This window comes from Streptococcus oralis (genome assembly GCF_004127215.1).
Taxonomy (GTDB): domain Bacteria; phylum Bacillota; class Bacilli; order Lactobacillales; family Streptococcaceae; genus Streptococcus; species Streptococcus oralis_BD.
Window position 1 is genome coordinate 66891 of sequence record NZ_QEWJ01000006.1, and the last position, 16880, is coordinate 83770.

Consider the following 16880-nt stretch of genomic DNA (forward strand, 5'->3'; position numbering starts at 1 on the left):
TGAAAAAATTTCCTAACGTTATCCTCTATATTAATGGCTAATTTCTTAAATTTTTAGATTCTGTAGCGAACAGGAAATTCTCGCTTTTAGATGCAGATAAACCATGTCTTTGTAGAAAATAGTTCTCAAGTCGAGAGGTAAAAACAAGTTTATTTTGAACTAAAAAAGAAATTTAGGGTTCTAGAAAGGTATCTGAAATTAAATTGATTCAAAAAGCCCATATTTTTGATGGTGCAATCCTTCCATTACCTTAGATGAAGCCTCCAAAAGAGAAGTCAAAGTAAAAGGATTTGATTCACAGTAGTGACTAATCTCTTGTTGAAAACTTATCTTCATTTTGAAAATAATCAAAAAAATGGTATAATGGTAGGAAAAGATTCGGCTGAAAGTTTTAGAACTTTTAGAATAAGAGGGTAAATCTACCCTATAATCAAGATAAATTAAGTTTCGGAGGAAAAATGAGTAATATTAGTTTAACAACACTTGGTGGTGTACGTGAAAATGGGAAAAATATGTACATCGCTGAAATCGATGATTCTATTTTTGTTTTGGATGCAGGGCTTAAATACCCTGAAAATGAACAACTTGGAGTTGATGTCGTCATTCCAAATATGGACTATCTTTTTGAAAATAGTGATCGTATCGCTGGGGTCTTCTTGACCCACGGGCATGCGGATGCCATTGGTGCTCTGCCTTATCTCTTGGTAGAGGCTAAGGTGCCTGTGTTTGGCTCTGAGTTGACTATTGAGTTGGCGAAGCTCTTTGTCAAAGGAAATGATACGGTTAAGAAATTCAATGACTTCCATGTGATTGATGAGGATACAGAGATTGATTTTGGAGGGACTGTGGTTTCATTCTTCCGTACAACTCACTCTATCCCAGAAAGTTTGGGAGTTGTCTTGAAAACAAGTGAAGGTAGCATCGTTTATACAGGTGACTTCAAGTTTGACCAGACGGCTAGCGAATCCTATGCGACGGATTTTGCTCGTTTGGCAGAGATTGGCCGCGAAGGTGTCTTAGCTCTTCTTAGTGACTCGGCGAATGCGGACAGCAATATCCAGGTGGCAAGCGAGAGTGAAGTTGGAGATGAAATTACCCAGACCATTGCAGACTGGGAAGGTCGTATTATCGTTGCAGCAGTTGCCAGCAACCTTTCTCGTATCCAGCAGGTTTTTGATGCTGCTGCGGATACAGGTCGCCGAGTTGTTTTGACTGGATTTGATATTGAAAATATCGTCCGCACAGCGATTCGTCTCAAAAAATTGTCTTTGGCCAACGAAAGTCTCTTGATTAAACCCAAAGAAATGTCTCGTTTTGAAGACCATGAGTTGATTATTCTTGAGACAGGTCGTATGGGTGAGCCTATCAACGGTCTTCGTAAGATGTCGATCGGTCGCCACCGTTATGTGGAAATCAAGGACGGTGACCTAGTTTATATCGTAACGACTCCATCTATCGCTAAAGAAGCTGTCATGGCACGTGTTGAAAATATGATCTATCAAGCTGGTGGTGTGGTAAAACTCATTACCCAAAGCTTGCGAGTATCAGGACACGGGAATGCGCGTGATTTGCAGTTAATGATTAATCTCTTGCAACCCAAGTATCTCTTCCCTATCCAAGGGGAGTACCGTGAATTGGATGCACATGCCAAGGCTGCCATGGCGGTTGGAATGTTGCCAGAGCGCATTTTTATTCCTAAAAAGGGAACCACCATGTCCTACGAACACGGGGACTTTGTCCCTGCTGGCGGAGTTTCCGCAGGTGATGTTTTGATTGACGGAAATGCTATCGGAGATGTTGGAAATGTTGTCCTTCGTGACCGTAAGGTTTTGTCAGAGGATGGGATTTTTATCGTGGCTATCACTGTCAACCGTCGTGAGAAGAAAATTGTAGCTAAGGCTCGCGTCCATACGCGCGGATTTGTTTATCTCAAGAAGAGCCGTGATATTCTCCGTGAAAGTTCTGAATTGATTAACCAAACGGTAGAAGAATATCTTCAAGGTGATGATTTTGACTGGGCAGATCTCAAAGGCAAGGTTCGTGATAATTTGACCAAGTACCTCTTTGATCAAACCAAGCGTCGCCCAGCAATCTTGCCTGTCGTGATGGAAGCTAAATAATAAGCAGTATACCTACAGAAAAAGTCGAAATTCGGCTTTTTCTTATAGAATAGTATAAAGGAGACAACCATGGCAGTTATGAATATCGAGTATTACTCTGAAGTTTTGGATATGGAGTGGGGCGTTACTGTGCTCTATCCAGATGCTAGTCGGGTAACTGAACCAGATTGTAAAGATATTCCTGTCCTTTATCTTTTGCACGGAATGTCCGGAAATCAGAATAGCTGGCTCAAGCGGACCAATGTCGAGCGCTTGTTGCGGGGAACCAATCTCATTGTTATCATGCCCAATACAAATAATGGCTGGTACACAGATACTCAGTATGGCTATAACTACTATACAGCTCTAGCAGAAGAGTTGCCTCAGGTTATGAAACGCTTCTTCCCCAATATGACTAGCAAGCGTGAAAAGACCTTCATTGCAGGTCTCTCTATGGGTGGCTATGGTTCCTTCAAGCTAGCTCTCGCAACCGATCGTTTTTCACATGCTGCTAGTTTTTCTGGTGCACTCAGTTTCCAAGAATTTTCTCCTGAAAGTCAGGATTTGGGCTCTCTTGCATACTGGCGAGGAGTGTTTGGAGAAATCAAAGACTGGACAGCTAGCCCTCATTCGCTTGAAAGTATCGCTGCGAAATCGGATAAAAAAACTAAACTATGGGCTTGGTGTGGGGAACAAGACTATCTCTACTCAGCCAATAACCTCGCTGTGAAAAACCTTAAAAAGCTTGGTTTTGAAGTAACCTATAGTCATAGTGCTGGCACTCACGAGTGGTACTACTGGGAAAAACAATTGGAGCGTTTTTTAGCTACTCTACCAATTAACTTTGTTTTGGAAGAGCGTCTATCTTAGTTTTAGGTTTCTTTCAGTTTTTTTGAGTAAAATAGAGAATCTATCTTGATTATGGGAGACCATCGATTTTAAGATAGGTTCTTATTTTTATGAAAGGTGGAGCGTCATGTTCTGGATTATTCGATTATTCTTCCGATTTCTTTTGGGAATTTGGCGTTTCTTTTGGCGTCTGGTCTGGACCTTGGTCATCATCCTTCTCCTTGCTTTTGGAGTGCTATGGTATCTGACAGGTGATTTTCATTCTGCGGTCAATCAGGTTGAAAAAATGAGCCAGATTGGTCAAGGTGGCTGGAATCAATGGCAGGAAACGGGAACGCTGGAAGTCTTGTCTCAGACAGACAGTCACCAACACGCGGAAGGAAAGTGGGCTCAAGCCTCAGCTCGCATCTATATTGAGCCTCAAATGGATGAGACCTTCCAAGGCGCTTATGCAGAAGCTATAAAGAACTGGAATCAAACGGGCGCCTTTACCTTTGAGGTGGTCGCGGATTCTAGTCAAGCAGATATTGTGGCAAGTGAAATGAACGATGGATCGACAGCCGTAGCTGGTCAAGCTGAGAGTCAAACCAATCTGTTGACCAATCAATTTATATCTGTAACGGTGCGTCTGAATCATTATTATTTATCCAATCCAAGTTATGGTTATTCTTATGAACGGATCGTGCATACAGCGGAGCACGAGCTGGGACATGCTATCGGATTGGATCATACAAACGAGACTTCTGTTATGCAGCCAGCAGGCTCCTACTATGGGATTCAACCCCAGGATGTGAAGGCTGTTCAAGAACTCTATACCGGTAGGGACTAGATGAAGTCGGTGCAATCCGAAAAGAAATCAAAGCTCCTCCATCAAGCGTTTGGTGGGGCTTTTTGTTCGTCCTGTTACGGCCTTTTTGCTATAATGGAACTATGAACAACTTGATCAAATCAAAACTAGAGCTCTTGCCGACCAGCCCTGGTTGTTACATTCACAAGGATAAAAATGGCACTATTATATATGTAGGAAAGGCTAAAAATCTGCGCAATCGCGTGCGGTCCTATTTTCGTGGGAGTCATGATACCAAAACAGAGGCTCTGGTATCTGAAATTGTGGATTTTGAATTTATCGTCACTGAGTCAAATATTGAGGCGCTTCTCCTAGAAATCAACCTGATCAAGGAAAACAAGCCTAAATACAATATCATGCTCAAGGATGATAAGTCTTATCCGTTCATCAAGATTACCAACGAACGTTATCCACGCTTGATTATTACTCGTCAGGTCAAAAAGGATGGAGGTCTTTATTTTGGTCCTTATCCAGATGTCGGTGCGGCCAATGAAATCAAGCGGCTACTAGATCGAATTTTCCCTTTTCGGAAATGTACCAATCCGCCGTCTAAGGTCTGTTTTTATTACCATATCGGTCAATGTATGGCCCACACTATCTGTAAAAAAGATGAGACCTATTTCAAGTCCATGGCTCAGGAGGTTTCTGACTTCTTAAAAGGACAGGATGACAAAATCATCGATGACCTCAAGGGTAAAATGACAGTGGCAGCGCAAAGTATGGAATTTGAACGTGCGGCGGAATACCGTGATCTGATTCAAGCTATTGGGACGCTTCGGACCAAGCAACGGGTCATGGCCAAGGACCTCCAAAACCGTGATGTCTTTGGCTACTATGTGGACAAGGGCTGGATGTGTGTTCAGGTTTTCTTTGTCCGTCAGGGCAAGCTCATCGAGCGAGACGTCAATCTCTTTCCCTACTACAATGATCCGGATGAGGATTTCTTGACCTATGTGGGACAATTCTATCAAGAAAAATCTCACCTGGTTCCCAATGAAGTATTGATTCCGCAGGATGTTGACGAAGAAGCTGTCAAGGCTTTGGTGGATACCAAGATTGTCAAACCCCAGCGTGGAGAGAAAAAACAGCTGGTTAATCTAGCCATAAAAAATGCCCGTGTTAGTCTGGAGCAGAAGTTCAATCTTCTAGAAAAATCTGTCGAAAAGACTCAGGGAGCTATTGAAAATCTAGGTCGTTTGCTCCAAATCCCGACCCCAGTCCGTATTGAGTCCTTCGACAACTCCAACATCATGGGAACTAGTCCTGTTTCGGCCATGGTGGTCTTTGTCAACGGCAAGCCTAGCAAGAAGGATTATCGTAAGTATAAAATCAAGACTGTGGTTGGACCAGACGACTATGCCAGTATGCGAGAGGTCATTCGCAGACGCTATGGCCGAGTACAGCGTGACAGTTTGACTCCTCCAGATTTGATTGTCATCGATGGGGGACAAGGTCAGGTCAATATTGCCAAGCAAGTCATCCAAGAGGAACTGGGCTTGGATATTCCAATTGCAGGTCTGCAAAAGAATGACAAGCACCAAACCCATGAATTGCTCTTTGGCGATCCGCTTGAGGTGGTGGAGTTATCTCGCAATTCTCAGGAATTTTTCCTCCTCCAACGCATCCAAGATGAGGTGCACCGCTTTGCCATCACCTTCCACCGCCAACTGCGCTCCAAAAACTCCTTTTCATCCCAATTGGATGGGATTGACGGTCTAGGGCCTAAACGCAAGCAAAATCTCATGAAGCATTTCAAGTCTTTGACTAAAATCAAGGAAGCCAGTGTGGATGAGATTGTAGAAGTTGGAGTGCCAAGACTTGTCGCAGAGGCCGTGCAGAGGAAGTTGAACCCACAGGAAGAAGTGGAATTGGCTCAAGTGGCGGAAGAAAATATGGAAGTACTTCAATCATTACGTGAGTGAACAATAAAAAATATTGTTACTAAAAAATCTGTTAAAAGTGTTAAAGAAACTATAATTATGCTAAACTAGAAGCAACAGAAGATGTGAGGTGTAAGATGACAAGTGACGCAGTATTAAGAAGCCAATATGACAGTCTCAAAGCCAAGCGTGACCGTTATAAGAAGGTTGCCAAAGGAATTTCTGATAATCAGTTGAATTATAAGCGTTCGACATCAGAAATGGATGATTACATTGACTATATCGATAGTATTACTAAAAAAATTGATGAGCAAAGTGGTTATTCCTATATAGAAAGTGCTTCAAGTAAACTAAAGACCAATCGAAATATCCTTCAAGAGTATGTTGATTTTGTCCAAAATTCGAACTCTTCTTTTATGGATCTTTATGATGAGTTGAATAGTCAAATAACCTCACTTCAATCCCAGATGGATGCAGTTAGGATTGAGTATAATAAAGGCAAAATAGGATTTGACAGATTGGGATTGGAAGAAAATTGGACGGATGTATTTGGAGGATTATTTTAATCAATGGATACGAATATTAATAGCATTACAGACCGTTTTACCCATGATACAATTCTCTATGATGATAGTGAACTAAATGACTTAATTTCACAACTTAAGAGTCTACATAATCTGATTAACTCGACTATCCCTGCACAAGTCAGAGCTTTGTCCCAAAAAGAATCTCTCTGGTCTGGTGAAACAAAGGAAAAGTATCTAGGATTAAAGGATTTTATCCAGCAGTATCAGGTTGATTTTGCGAATGCAATAGGCGAGTTGCATGAAGCGGTCGACGGTTTAGAAACTCTTTTTTATCACATAAAAGATGCGAACAAGATTAAGGAAATAGATAGTATATGATTTTTTCATTGGAAGCATTATATGCCTTGTATATGATTACAAATGATGGCTATAGCGAAGACCTTTTTCTGTTACCTTTACCTGGAAGAGCAGAAGAAGAAAAACTAGAACAGTTACAACAAGTTTTAGAGAAGGGGTATGAGGACCTTAAATCTATGGACTTGATAGATGAGAGTAATGAACCGACGACAGCTTGTATGGCAAGAGGTCTGTATCTTGAGCAATATCAAAAAGCTATATCCCATTGTGAAGTGGATCAACGCTATTATTGCGCTCAGCTGGTGGACTCTAATTCTTGGTATCATATTGTCATTGAGAAAGTCGATGACAATGCTTTTACACTTAAGCGAATCCATAGTTTACAATTTCTTGGGATGACGATTCAACTTCATGATTTTTTGAGTGGTCAACATCCCGTAAGGGATACCAATCCATTGGCTTCATCTTGGGAATCGTACTCACATGAACGATTGTTGATTTACTATAGAGAAAAACCTGCGCTGAATGTGCTAACATATTCTGCTAGGAAAAGGTCCACGGCTTATCTCTATTTAGAAGCTCCTTCAGGTATCTATCAATATGATATGATGAAGCAACAAATTCGTTCTTTAAATACAGAAGAAATGAAAAAAGAAATCATCAAGTAGTTGAAAGTGAGGGTAAAACCATGCCAAAGATTAGTATTTCCTTGACAGAGCAAGAGGAACTCTTGTTAGCAGCGCGTGAGTTAGTTACGAGCACTAGCAATTTGACAAGTCAGCTACAGGGAGTGATTGAAAAAATACCTGCTGTCTGTAAAGAAGGTTCTCTTCAGTCACGATTAGATGAATTACAATTAAGTCGATTTACAGCAAAAGCCCAAACCTTTCAATCCTTGACAGAACTCCTTTATAATCATATCCAGACGACTTATCGAGCTACGATAGATACGGACAAACTCCTAGCGGCTGATATTGTTAATGCTGCCTTGGTAAATAAAGAACTTGATGCTGAGACTCGTAGAGCACTGGAGCAAGATCCACAAAAGGCTTTTGAGTTGACGCGTGATAATATCAAGGAAACTCAGTCCAAACCGGATTACAAGGGTCCAAAGTCAGAAGATGCCATCCTATACAGTGGACGTACCAATGAAGGAGGGGCTTGATGACAGAGTATTACACGAATAAAAGCGACTTTGAAAATGGCAAGAATTTAGGCTTTTTGGAGAACAATGTTCAACAAGTTGTTGACTTGCTCAATGATATTTCTAAAGCCGCAACCATTGTCCAAGAAAATGATCTATCAGCCCTTTATATTGCCCAAGGTGGTGCTACACTAGGCAAAGATATGCCAGAAAATGACTTTACGGAGGCTGAACACAAGGTTCTTAAAATTATGGACGCTTTGAAGGATATTCACCGCGAAGTCGTTCAAAATATTGAGAATAAATATATTAGCGGACTTGAAGATGCTATGGAGTCTCTCAATAAGGTCAATGAAGGAAAGAATCAATACAAGTCAGACCACCTGACCTATCAGGAAAAAACGACCACTTATATAAATAATGGGATGGCAGGACAGGTACAGACTACTACAACACAAACCAAACATTTTACCCTATCTGATATTTTAAATAGTGATAAAAGTCCGATTCCAGCTGCAGCAGCTAAATACAGCGAAAAGTTGAGAGTTGCCAAGGAGCGTTTAAAAGAGCTTGAAAAATCAGACAAAGAAACGTATGATAAAATCAAGGATGTGACTGAACGGGAGCTGGTAGAAACCTTCTACCCGACCGAAATGGGTGAGTATAAGCGCCTTAAGTCTACCTAGTCTAAGGACAATGAACAGTGGCTGGGCTGGGTAGATACTGGTATCAAGGTGGTGGGTACAGTTGCCTTGATCGTCGGCACGGTTGCCTCAGGTGGTCTCTTAGCTCCTGCGAGCTTAGCTATAGGCACGACTCTTTTAGGGGGCGAAGCTGCCTATCGAGCGATTTCAGGAGAGACCATTACAGGTGAGGTTCTGTCAACAGAGCAGAGATTGTGGGCCGGTGCAGAGGCAGTTACGACTCTAGCATCAGGTGGTATCGGTACCTATATGAAGGGTGCCAACCTGACAGAGCGCACTGTCTCGCAAGGCTTGCTAAATGCGGATAAGGCTGCTCGTTATGGAGCCAATGCCTACGATGTCGCCCAGTTTGGTCATGACTTCAATGAAGATCCGAAAATGGCGCTGACCAACCTTGCGACTAGTCAGCTAGTTGGTCGTACCATTGGTCACCTTGGAAACAAATACAAAGCTTTCCGAGCAAGTAAAACTGGCAATGTCGATATCCGTAGTGGTGAAGCGACTGGCTTTAAAACCAACCTCAAAGATCGAGTCCGCACAGCTTGGACGGATATCAAGACTAAGACAGGTGATGTCAAGGTTCAAGTAGGAGAAGGTTTTGATAACTTCAAGAACCGTGTTTCCAATGTGAAGAATCGAGCCATGGCTTCAGGGGCAGAGAAGGTATCTGAAAAACTTGAGAATCTCAATGCAGAGTTGGGAGTTCGAAAACAGAACTTCCAGCGAAATCTGGCAGCCATGCAAGGACAACGAGAACTGGAGTTTCAATTATCAGGAGAAACTCCTGGAATTGGTGTGACCGCCAACTATTCAGAAAGACTGGAGAACCTGACCAAAAAGATTCAGCAATTTTCTGTCGAACACAGACAAAAGATTCAGAACTTTGAAGGAAGAGGTGGGGGAAAGAATACTTCAAAACAATTGTTAAATCAAGAAGGTCTTTTTGATAATCCTGATCTTGAAAAGAGATATCAAAAATATGTACAAGGTAAACAAAAATTGGGGCTTGAACCTGAAAAAATTCGGGATCGTTTGGATTGGAAAGAGGCAAGCGATTATTATACTCAAAATTCTCCTCTTGCTCGAGGAAACAGATTTAATAAGACAGTTAAGGAAAGCGATTTGTATCAATATCATGAGTTGAATTTAGAGAGCGGAAAACGTCTAGATTCTTATGATCCTGATTTTGGGGAAATCATATCTCGTAAAGCTACAGATTTAGATAAGATTCAAGAGAAGACATTTAGAGGGTATTTAGAAGAAATTCACAAAAAATATTTTGTTGGTGAAACTATTCGTTCAAATGCATATCCAGAGCTGGATGGCCTGAAGTTAAAAGGTAAATATATATTGGAAGTTCCCGCGAGTAATAGATTTTTGCCAGATATTGAGAGATATAAAAATATTGCGAGAGAGTACGATGTTGAATTAAGATTTACGGAGGAATAGAATGGTATTGAATCCAAAAGTTGAAAAAGCTTTAAAGGAAATTAATTTTGTAGAAAGATATGAAAATATTTCTAAAAAATACAGTAGAGAAAGAACTCCAAAGGGAGAGGAGTTAGACTATTTTGATGGCGATTTTCTGATGGAGATTGTGGAATTATTAGGCTATAAAGTTCATTATGATAAACGAGAACATTTTTTCTATATTGATTTGGAATCAATCGAAGAATTTCGATTTGGTTTCCATTTTGCTCTTGAGTTTGGTCGATTAGAATTAATTTGGGTTGTTTATGAAGGAGAGGAAGTGCTTCTTGGTTCTCCTTGGACTAGATATGCTAGGTTGATGATTGCGCGTGATTATATTATAAAACAGCCAGTTATTTCCGACTACGTTGATTTTCGGGATGTCATGAAAATCGCTTTTGAAATGTATGAGGACTTTAAGCAAGCATTTTTGAAGATTTCTGGAGAGGAATAAAATAAAAATTACAATTGACTCTAAGTTTATTTTTAAAATGTGATAGCCTAGTGTTATCACATTTTCATTGTTCTTCTATTTCTCCACTAACGATGATATAGGTTACACTTCAGAGGCGGATTTTGATATCTAGATCGTCGGCACAGTTGCCTCAGGTGGTCTCTTAGCCCCTGCGAGCTTAGCTATAGGCACGACTCTTTTAGGGGACGAAGCTGCCTATCGAGCGATTTCAGGAGAGACCATTACAGGTGAGGTTCTGTCAACAGAGCAGAGATTGTGGGCCGGTGCAGAGGCAGTTACGACTCTAGCATCAGGTGGTATCGGTACCTATATGAAGGGTGCCAACCTGACAGAGCGCACTGTCTCGCAAGGCTTGCTAAATGCGGATAAGGCTGCTCGTTATGGAGCCAATGCCTACGATGTCGCCCAGTTTGGTCATGACTTCAATGAAGATCCGAAAATGGCGCTGACCAACCTTGCGACTAGTCAGCTAGTTGGTCGTACCATTGGTCACCTTGGAAACAAATACAAAGCTTTCCGAGCAAGTAAAACTGGCAATGTCGATATCCGTAGTGGTGAAGCGACTGGCTTTAAAACCAACCTCAAAGATCGAGTCCGCACAGCTTGGACGGATATCAAGACTAAGACAGGTGATGTCAAGGTTCAAGTAGGAGAAGGTTTTGATAACTTCAAGAACCGTGTTTCCAATGTGAAGAATCGAGCCATGGCTTCAGGGGCAGAGAAGGTATCTGAAAAACTCGAGAATCTCAATGCAGAGTTGGGAGTTCGAAAGCAAAATTTCCAGCGAAATCTAGCAGCCATGCAAGGACACCGAGAACTAGAGTTTCAATTATCAGGAGAAACTCCTGGAATTGGGGTGACCGCCAACTATTCAGAAAAACTGGAGAACCTGACTAAAAAGATTCAGCAATTTTCTGTCGAACACAGACAAAAGATTCAGAACTTTGAAGGAAGAGGTGGGGAAGCAGGCAAGCATGCAAGTCCTGAGTTTTTAGATGGTAAATTTACTGATCCTGAGGTTCAAGCTCGTTACGAAAGATACTTAGAAAGAAAAGCAAAACAAGGGGCAGTTCCTATTAATAGGGATGCTTTTGATGATTCACCGGGAGCAATACTAAGGCGCACTCCAAATGACTGAAGATTTGATTGAAAATCGTAAACATGGAAAATTCCAAAATAAGGGTAAATGGATCAATGAATCTATCGTGGATTATTGTAACGAAAGGCTAGGAAAATGAGTGTATTCGAAACAGAACAAATTGATACAATGGGGATTACGAATGGGAATCTGGAGTTATTGATTATAGATACCTGTGATTGAAAATATGAAGATGAACATTTTGATTTGCTCGAAGACAAACTCAATCATTATCTTCTTTACCTTGATAGTAAGCAGTATGTTCAAAAGTATGGAGACAACTTTAATGAAATGATCATTTCAATCCATTTTATGTATGATTTAGTTGAGAATGCGGTGAAGTATTTAAATGTCGTAGCACAACAACTAGTTGAAGCTAGATATAGCTTACATATTCACCATCCCGCTCTTTGTTAGAAGTTACGGAGCCTTTAGTAGAGTTTGATAGTTAATATATAAAGCAAGACCGTGAAAACGGTCTTTTGTGGTATAATTATGATTAAACTAAGGTTTAGAGGTGAAAAATGATTCCGATAAAAAAGAGCAATTCTAAACAAGTATATGAATTTTGTCGTGATATTTATGAGAAATTACCAGAAAAAGACGAATTAGATATGTTAATTTTTAAGAATTTTGGATCTCACAATGGATTGAAAGACTATTTTACACAACAAGATAGAGCCTTTCTAAAACTTATGATGGCGGACTACTCTACCTTACTAAACGTAAAGGAAAAAATAGATAGCTCATCTGATGTTGAATGGGTTTTTAAAATACATGTGGAGAAATTTTCTGATTTGGTTAATCAAATTTATAGTCATTTAAAAAACGATTTTATAGAAAAGTGTGATGAGGAAATTAAGCAGTTAAAAATAGGGCATATTAGAGGAGTAAGTACTAGTATTAATCTGAAAAGAATATTATCATATGAGACTGATGATAATCTAGATAAAATCCGAAAAAAGAAAAATTTGACTGATAATATACGGATTATTGTTGATAGAACAAAGAATACAAGAGAATTTATCGACTTGATTAAGAAGAATTTAAAATCTGAATTCTTAAAGGACTTTGAAGATATATTTCCGGATAAAATGGATACTTTGGTTGAAATGATGAGCTCAAAAAAATCGTTTAATGATTTAGTGCAAAGTTACAAGTTTGATGGAATTCATACTAAAAAATCTCATACAGTATTGAAGGATTATGTTGTTGAACGATACAAAGAAAAGTTGGAATCCTATTATAATAAAATAGACAAAAAAGAGTTAGTTCGCATAACTAGTGTCACAGTTTGTCCATATTGTAATAGAAATTTTATTAATGTAACCGAGGAGGCTAATACAAGTCAGTTAGACCATTTTTTCCCTAAGAATGAATATCCTCTATTCGCTTTATGTTTTTACAATCTGATTCCTTCTTGTTATGGTTGCAATAATAAAAAGAGTACGAGTAAATTTTATATCTCTCCCTATGATGAAAGTATAACTGATATTGATGAATTGTTGAAATTTTCTTTGAATATAAAGTCTGCAGATTTTATTAATAATTCAGAAAGTATTGATATTATAATCAAGGATGACATATCGGAAGAGGAGTTAAAACAATTAGAAAGCAAGGATAAATTAAGTGTTAGACAGAAATTATTGAAAGACAAATATGTGATTGATACAAGAAGTTTATACAAACTACATGCGGATATAGTTCAAGAGTTGCTATGGAAACATGAAATTTATAATAAAGATTATAAATCAGGTTTATGTCAAATATTTGCGGATTCAGGTAAATATTTTTCAGACTCTGAAATAGATAGAATGATAGTTGGTTATTATACAGACAAAGAAAATTATGGGAAAAGACCACTTTCAAAAATGGTTACAGATATTAGCAAAGAAATTGGACTAGTAGGAGAAGAAGGATGAAATTAATTGCTTTGGTGATTAAACAGTATGATGAGCTTTTTAAAGAACAGATTTTTAATTTTTCAGATGAATATAAAGTAAATTTTAATTTTGAAACGAATGAATTAAAAATTGATAAAAATTCAGACTATATTGAAAATTTTTATGGAGAGTCTATTTATAATATTTCGCCAATAGTTGGGATAAATGGGATTGGGAAAACAACAGTTTTAAACATAATTAGTGGCTACTCACCAGGTAAACGCGAGCAAGACTCTGATAATCAATATTTCTTCCTTTTTGAAATAGGAAAACAGGAAGACCGAGTAAGATTTAAGCTTTCTTACAATAATTTATCTGTTGCTAATTTACCGGCATATCGTGAACGTACTTTTTACAGGAATCAAGATGGAAGTTTTGATTGTGATCCAGAAGGTTATGATGTGACTCGAAATATATTATACGTTAATCTGCCAAGTAAAGGCAAAGGAGGAGTTATTGAATCTCGGACAACGTTGAATCAAGAAGGATTGGCAATGTTTATACATTCATATCTGTGGTTGAGCGATCGTAAAATTATTAGTTCAGTTTTATCTTGTTCATTAGATATTAGTCCTTATGGTTTAAAAGATTATAGTAACTCAATTCCGATAGGGATAAAAGCCATAGGATTTTTAATATATAAGTCCATACATAATATTTTTTATGAAGAAGATGAATTTATAAAGAAACTATTATCTGAATCTTTACTGTCTAAATGTGAAAAATATTTAAAGGAAGATGTTTCTGATTATGAGAATTATGGATTTAATTTACTTTTAGAGATAGTAAAAGAATTAGACAAAAATGAAGTAAAGGCTGAAACAAGGAAAATCAGAAAAGAGTATGTTGAATCAATAATTAGCATAGTTAAAGTTTTTAGAAAATTTCGATACGTATCAACTAAAATTGAAGATGATAGTGAATACATTTTGTTAAAATATTCCAACAATAATAGAAGATTATTTGAAGACCTTAATGACAGACTACTTCAGTATACAAAATTGAAAGGATTAATGCGTGATTTATGTTATGATTTAAATAAAAGCTTTAATAATTATAATTTGATAAAAGAGACTCCTAATTATCATATGTCAACTGGGGAAGGGAACTTAATTGAAATATTTTCACAACTTTATACGTATCTATCTATGCATGAAGAAAGTTCCGAGGATATTATACTGCTAGTTGATGAATTAGAATCGGGAATGCACTTAGAATGGTCTAGGAGATTAATTAAAATTCTCATTGATAATCTTTCTGAAATATTGGAAGACGAGGGAAAGGGTAGGAAGATTCAACTCATCTTCACAACTCATTCTCCTTACATGCTTTCGGATATTAAACCAGGAAATGTGATTATGATTGAAAAGAATCAAGAAACGGGATATTCAGAAGGAAAAGTTTTACAAAATACTTTCGCTAAAAATATACAAGAAATCATGAAGGAAAATTTGATTGATAATATTTATGGTGATTTTGCCTTAGCGAAGATTAATTCTATGATTGAAAGACTTAATGAAAAAGAGGAGCAGGAAGGAAATGAAGAAGAACTATTAAAAGAAATTCATTTAATCAGCGAGCCTATTCTTCGTAATAAATTATTAGAGATGTATGATAAGAAATACAATACCTCAGAATTTAGTATTGAAAAGCAACTACAGAAGTTGAATCTGAATGAGGAACAACGCCAGCAGGTCAGAGCAATGATTAAAGCAAATATAAGTAATGCCGATGCGGATAAATAAGTTTGTAAATAAATAGTTTGAATTATCAATACAATCATTTGAAAATGAACAATAGAAAGTAATAATATGAAACACAGAATCGCGATTTTATCTGATATACACGGGAATACCACAGCCTTGAAGGCAGTTCTGTCAGATGCTAAAAGACAGGAAGCGACAGAATATTGGCTTCTAGGGGATATTTTTCTCCCTGGTCCTGGGGAAAATGATTTGCTAGCCTTGCTAAAAGACCTTCCTATCACAGCGACTGTCCGTGGAAACTGGGATGATTGTGTCTTGGAGGCCTTAGATGGGCAATATGGTTTGGAAGATCTACAGGAAGTCCAGCTCTTGCGTATGACGCAGTATTTGATGGAGCGAATGGATCCCGATCAGATCGCTTGGTTGCGGAGTCTGCCAATGGTTGCGAAGAAAGAAATTGATGGCCTGCGTTTTTCGCTCTCGCATAACTTGCCTGACAAGAATTATGGGAGTGACTTATTAGTTGACAATGATACGGACAACTTTGACCAGCTACTTGATGAGGAGACAGATGTGGCAGTCTATGGTCATGTCCACAAGCAGTTGCTTCGTTACGGCAGTCAAGGACAACAAATCATCAATCCAGGTACGATAGGCATGCCCTATTTTGATTGGGAGGCGTTAAAAAATCACCGTGCCCAGTATGCTGTGATAGAAGTTGAAGATGGGGAATTGGTCAATATCCTATTTCGTAAAGTCGCTTATGATTATGAGGCTGAGTTAGAATTAGCCAAGTCCAAGGAGCTTCCCTTTATCGAAATGTATGAAGAACTGCGCCGAGAAGACAACTATCAGGGGCACAATTTGGAACTTTTGGCTAGTTTAATCGAAAAGCATGGGTATGTAGAGGATGTGAAAGGTTTTTTGGAGACTATAAAGTCAGAATATAAGATAGACTAGTTTCTTTAAGCCGCTGAAAATAGTTGGAACTGGGTGAGGGGAGTCCCTGATTTAAATGATATGCTTCATTCGGTTGCTTATTCTTGTTCCAGTTTGTTTCTATGAAAAATATCTGCAAGCTCTTTCAAAATATGGTAGAATGGAAGCAGTAGAATTAGAAAAGGAAATCGATTATGAAATTTCTTGAATTAAATAAAAAACGTCATGCGACCAAGCATTTCACTGATAAGCCAGTTGATCCAAAAGATGTACGTACGGCTATCGAAATCGCAACCTTGGCTCCAAGTGCCCACAATAGCCAGCCATGGAAATTTGTAGTGGTTCGTGAGAAAAATGCTGAATTGGCAAAATTGGCCTATGGTTCCAACTTTGAGCAGGTATCATCAGCACCTGTAACCATTGCCCTGTTTACAGATACAGACCTGGCCAAACGTGCTCGCAAGATTGCCCGTGTTGGTGGTGCAAAGAATTTCTCAGAAGAGCAACTTCAATACTACATGAAAAATTTGCCTGCCGAATTTGCGCGTTACAATGAGCAGCAGGTCAGTGACTACCTGGCTCTCAATGCTGGTTTGGTTGCCATGAACTTGGTTCTCGCTTTGACAGACCAAGGGATTGGTTCTAACATTATTCTTGGATTTGACAAATCAAAAGTCAACGAAATTTTGGAAATTGAAGACCGCTTCCGTCCAGAACTCTTGATTACAGTGGGTTACACAGATGAAAAATTGGAACCAAGCTACCGCTTGCCAGTAGATGAAATCATCGAGAAAAGATAGAA

The 16880-nt window shown here is 38.8% G+C and carries 16 protein-coding genes and 1 pseudogene; all 17 read left to right on the forward strand.

All coding sequences use genetic code 11. The annotated features are described in order from the left end of the window. Positions 1-458 precede the first annotated feature (458 nt). A complete protein-coding gene (locus DF216_RS05965; protein ID WP_125827973.1) occupies positions 459-2120 on the forward strand; it encodes a ribonuclease J in 1662 nt (553 codons plus the stop codon). Between the two features lie 69 nt (positions 2121-2189). Beyond that, positions 2190-2969, forward strand: coding sequence for an alpha/beta hydrolase (locus tag DF216_RS05970; protein WP_061453348.1), 780 nt, complete (start codon positions 2190-2192; stop codon positions 2967-2969). A gap of 106 nt (positions 2970-3075) precedes the next feature. Then, positions 3076-3777: a M57 family metalloprotease gene (locus DF216_RS05975; protein WP_125827974.1), complete on the forward strand. Its 702-nt coding sequence runs from the start codon at positions 3076-3078 to the stop codon at positions 3775-3777. 101 nt (positions 3778-3878) lie between these two features. Continuing rightward, positions 3879-5717 carry an excinuclease ABC subunit UvrC gene (gene uvrC, locus DF216_RS05980; RefSeq protein WP_129326262.1) on the forward strand — a complete coding sequence of 613 codons (1839 nt, stop codon included), beginning with the start codon at positions 3879-3881 and terminating at the stop codon, positions 5715-5717. Positions 5718-5812: 95 nt separating this feature from the next. Beyond that, positions 5813-6241 (forward strand): hypothetical protein, encoded by a 429-nt coding sequence (locus DF216_RS05985; RefSeq protein ID WP_129326263.1) that lies wholly within the window; start codon positions 5813-5815, stop codon positions 6239-6241. Positions 6242-6244: 3 nt separating this feature from the next. Then, the gene (locus DF216_RS05990; RefSeq protein ID WP_129326264.1) at positions 6245-6580 is read left to right on the forward strand and encodes a hypothetical protein; all 336 of its coding nucleotides are present in this window, start codon (positions 6245-6247) and stop codon (positions 6578-6580) included. After that, positions 6577-7227: a hypothetical protein gene (locus DF216_RS05995; RefSeq protein ID WP_129326265.1), complete on the forward strand. Its 651-nt coding sequence runs from the start codon at positions 6577-6579 to the stop codon at positions 7225-7227. The genes DF216_RS05990 and DF216_RS05995 overlap by 4 nt, the downstream gene beginning before the upstream one ends. Before the next feature lie 20 nt (positions 7228-7247). Then, entirely contained in the window at positions 7248-7724 is a 477-nt protein-coding gene (locus DF216_RS06000) for a hypothetical protein (RefSeq protein ID WP_129326266.1), read from the forward strand. Next, on the forward strand, positions 7724-8389 hold the full coding sequence (locus tag DF216_RS10830) for a hypothetical protein (protein WP_164979009.1): 666 nt from the start codon (positions 7724-7726) through the stop codon (positions 8387-8389). The genes DF216_RS06000 and DF216_RS10830 overlap by 1 nt, the downstream gene beginning before the upstream one ends. 48 nt (positions 8390-8437) lie before the next feature. Beyond that, the gene (locus DF216_RS10835; protein WP_164979010.1) at positions 8438-9856 is read left to right on the forward strand and encodes a hypothetical protein; all 1419 of its coding nucleotides are present in this window, start codon (positions 8438-8440) and stop codon (positions 9854-9856) included. 1 nt (position 9857) lies between these two features. Next, the gene (locus DF216_RS06010) at positions 9858-10331 is read left to right on the forward strand and encodes a hypothetical protein (protein WP_129326267.1); all 474 of its coding nucleotides are present in this window, start codon (positions 9858-9860) and stop codon (positions 10329-10331) included. Positions 10332-10605: 274 nt separating this feature from the next. Further along, a complete protein-coding gene (locus DF216_RS06015) occupies positions 10606-11490 on the forward strand; it encodes a hypothetical protein (RefSeq protein WP_164979011.1) in 885 nt (294 codons plus the stop codon). A 201-nt stretch (positions 11491-11691) separates the two neighbouring features. Next, a pseudogene (locus tag DF216_RS11045) lies at positions 11692-11907 on the forward strand (DUF6572 domain-containing protein); the annotation flags it as partial. Between the two features lie 107 nt (positions 11908-12014). Further along, positions 12015-13412: an HNH endonuclease gene (locus DF216_RS06025; RefSeq protein WP_129326268.1), complete on the forward strand. Its 1398-nt coding sequence runs from the start codon at positions 12015-12017 to the stop codon at positions 13410-13412. After that, the gene (locus DF216_RS06030; RefSeq protein ID WP_129326269.1) at positions 13409-15178 is read left to right on the forward strand and encodes an AAA family ATPase; all 1770 of its coding nucleotides are present in this window, start codon (positions 13409-13411) and stop codon (positions 15176-15178) included. Before DF216_RS06025 ends, DF216_RS06030 begins: the two co-directional genes overlap by 4 nt. 66 nt (positions 15179-15244) lie before the next feature. Continuing rightward, a complete protein-coding gene (locus DF216_RS06035; RefSeq protein WP_129326270.1) occupies positions 15245-16099 on the forward strand; it encodes a metallophosphoesterase family protein in 855 nt (284 codons plus the stop codon). 173 nt (positions 16100-16272) lie between these two features. After that, on the forward strand, positions 16273-16878 hold the full coding sequence (locus tag DF216_RS06040; protein WP_125827977.1) for a nitroreductase family protein: 606 nt from the start codon (positions 16273-16275) through the stop codon (positions 16876-16878). Positions 16879-16880 lie beyond the last annotated feature (2 nt).

Excerpts from the sequence above, each read along its gene's own strand:
- DF216_RS05965 (WP_125827973.1), top strand. The coding sequence starts at position 459 with ATGAGTAATATTAGTTTAACAACACTTGGTGGTGTACGTGAAAATGGG.
- DF216_RS05970 (WP_061453348.1), top strand. The coding sequence starts at position 2,190 with ATGGCAGTTATGAATATCGAGTATTACTCTGAAGTTTTGGATATGGAG.
- DF216_RS05975 (WP_125827974.1), top strand. The coding sequence starts at position 3,076 with ATGTTCTGGATTATTCGATTATTCTTCCGATTTCTTTTGGGAATTTGG.
- uvrC (WP_129326262.1), top strand. The coding sequence starts at position 3,879 with ATGAACAACTTGATCAAATCAAAACTAGAGCTCTTGCCGACCAGCCCT.
- DF216_RS05985 (WP_129326263.1), top strand. The coding sequence starts at position 5,813 with ATGACAAGTGACGCAGTATTAAGAAGCCAATATGACAGTCTCAAAGCC.
- DF216_RS05990 (WP_129326264.1), top strand. The coding sequence starts at position 6,245 with ATGGATACGAATATTAATAGCATTACAGACCGTTTTACCCATGATACA.
- DF216_RS05995 (WP_129326265.1), top strand. The coding sequence starts at position 6,577 with ATGATTTTTTCATTGGAAGCATTATATGCCTTGTATATGATTACAAAT.
- DF216_RS06000 (WP_129326266.1), top strand. The coding sequence starts at position 7,248 with ATGCCAAAGATTAGTATTTCCTTGACAGAGCAAGAGGAACTCTTGTTA.
- DF216_RS10830 (WP_164979009.1), top strand. The coding sequence starts at position 7,724 with ATGACAGAGTATTACACGAATAAAAGCGACTTTGAAAATGGCAAGAAT.
- DF216_RS06010 (WP_129326267.1), top strand. The coding sequence starts at position 9,858 with ATGGTATTGAATCCAAAAGTTGAAAAAGCTTTAAAGGAAATTAATTTT.
- DF216_RS06025 (WP_129326268.1), top strand. The coding sequence starts at position 12,015 with ATGATTCCGATAAAAAAGAGCAATTCTAAACAAGTATATGAATTTTGT.
- DF216_RS06030 (WP_129326269.1), top strand. The coding sequence starts at position 13,409 with ATGAAATTAATTGCTTTGGTGATTAAACAGTATGATGAGCTTTTTAAA.
- DF216_RS06035 (WP_129326270.1), top strand. The coding sequence starts at position 15,245 with ATGAAACACAGAATCGCGATTTTATCTGATATACACGGGAATACCACA.
- DF216_RS06040 (WP_125827977.1), top strand. The coding sequence starts at position 16,273 with ATGAAATTTCTTGAATTAAATAAAAAACGTCATGCGACCAAGCATTTC.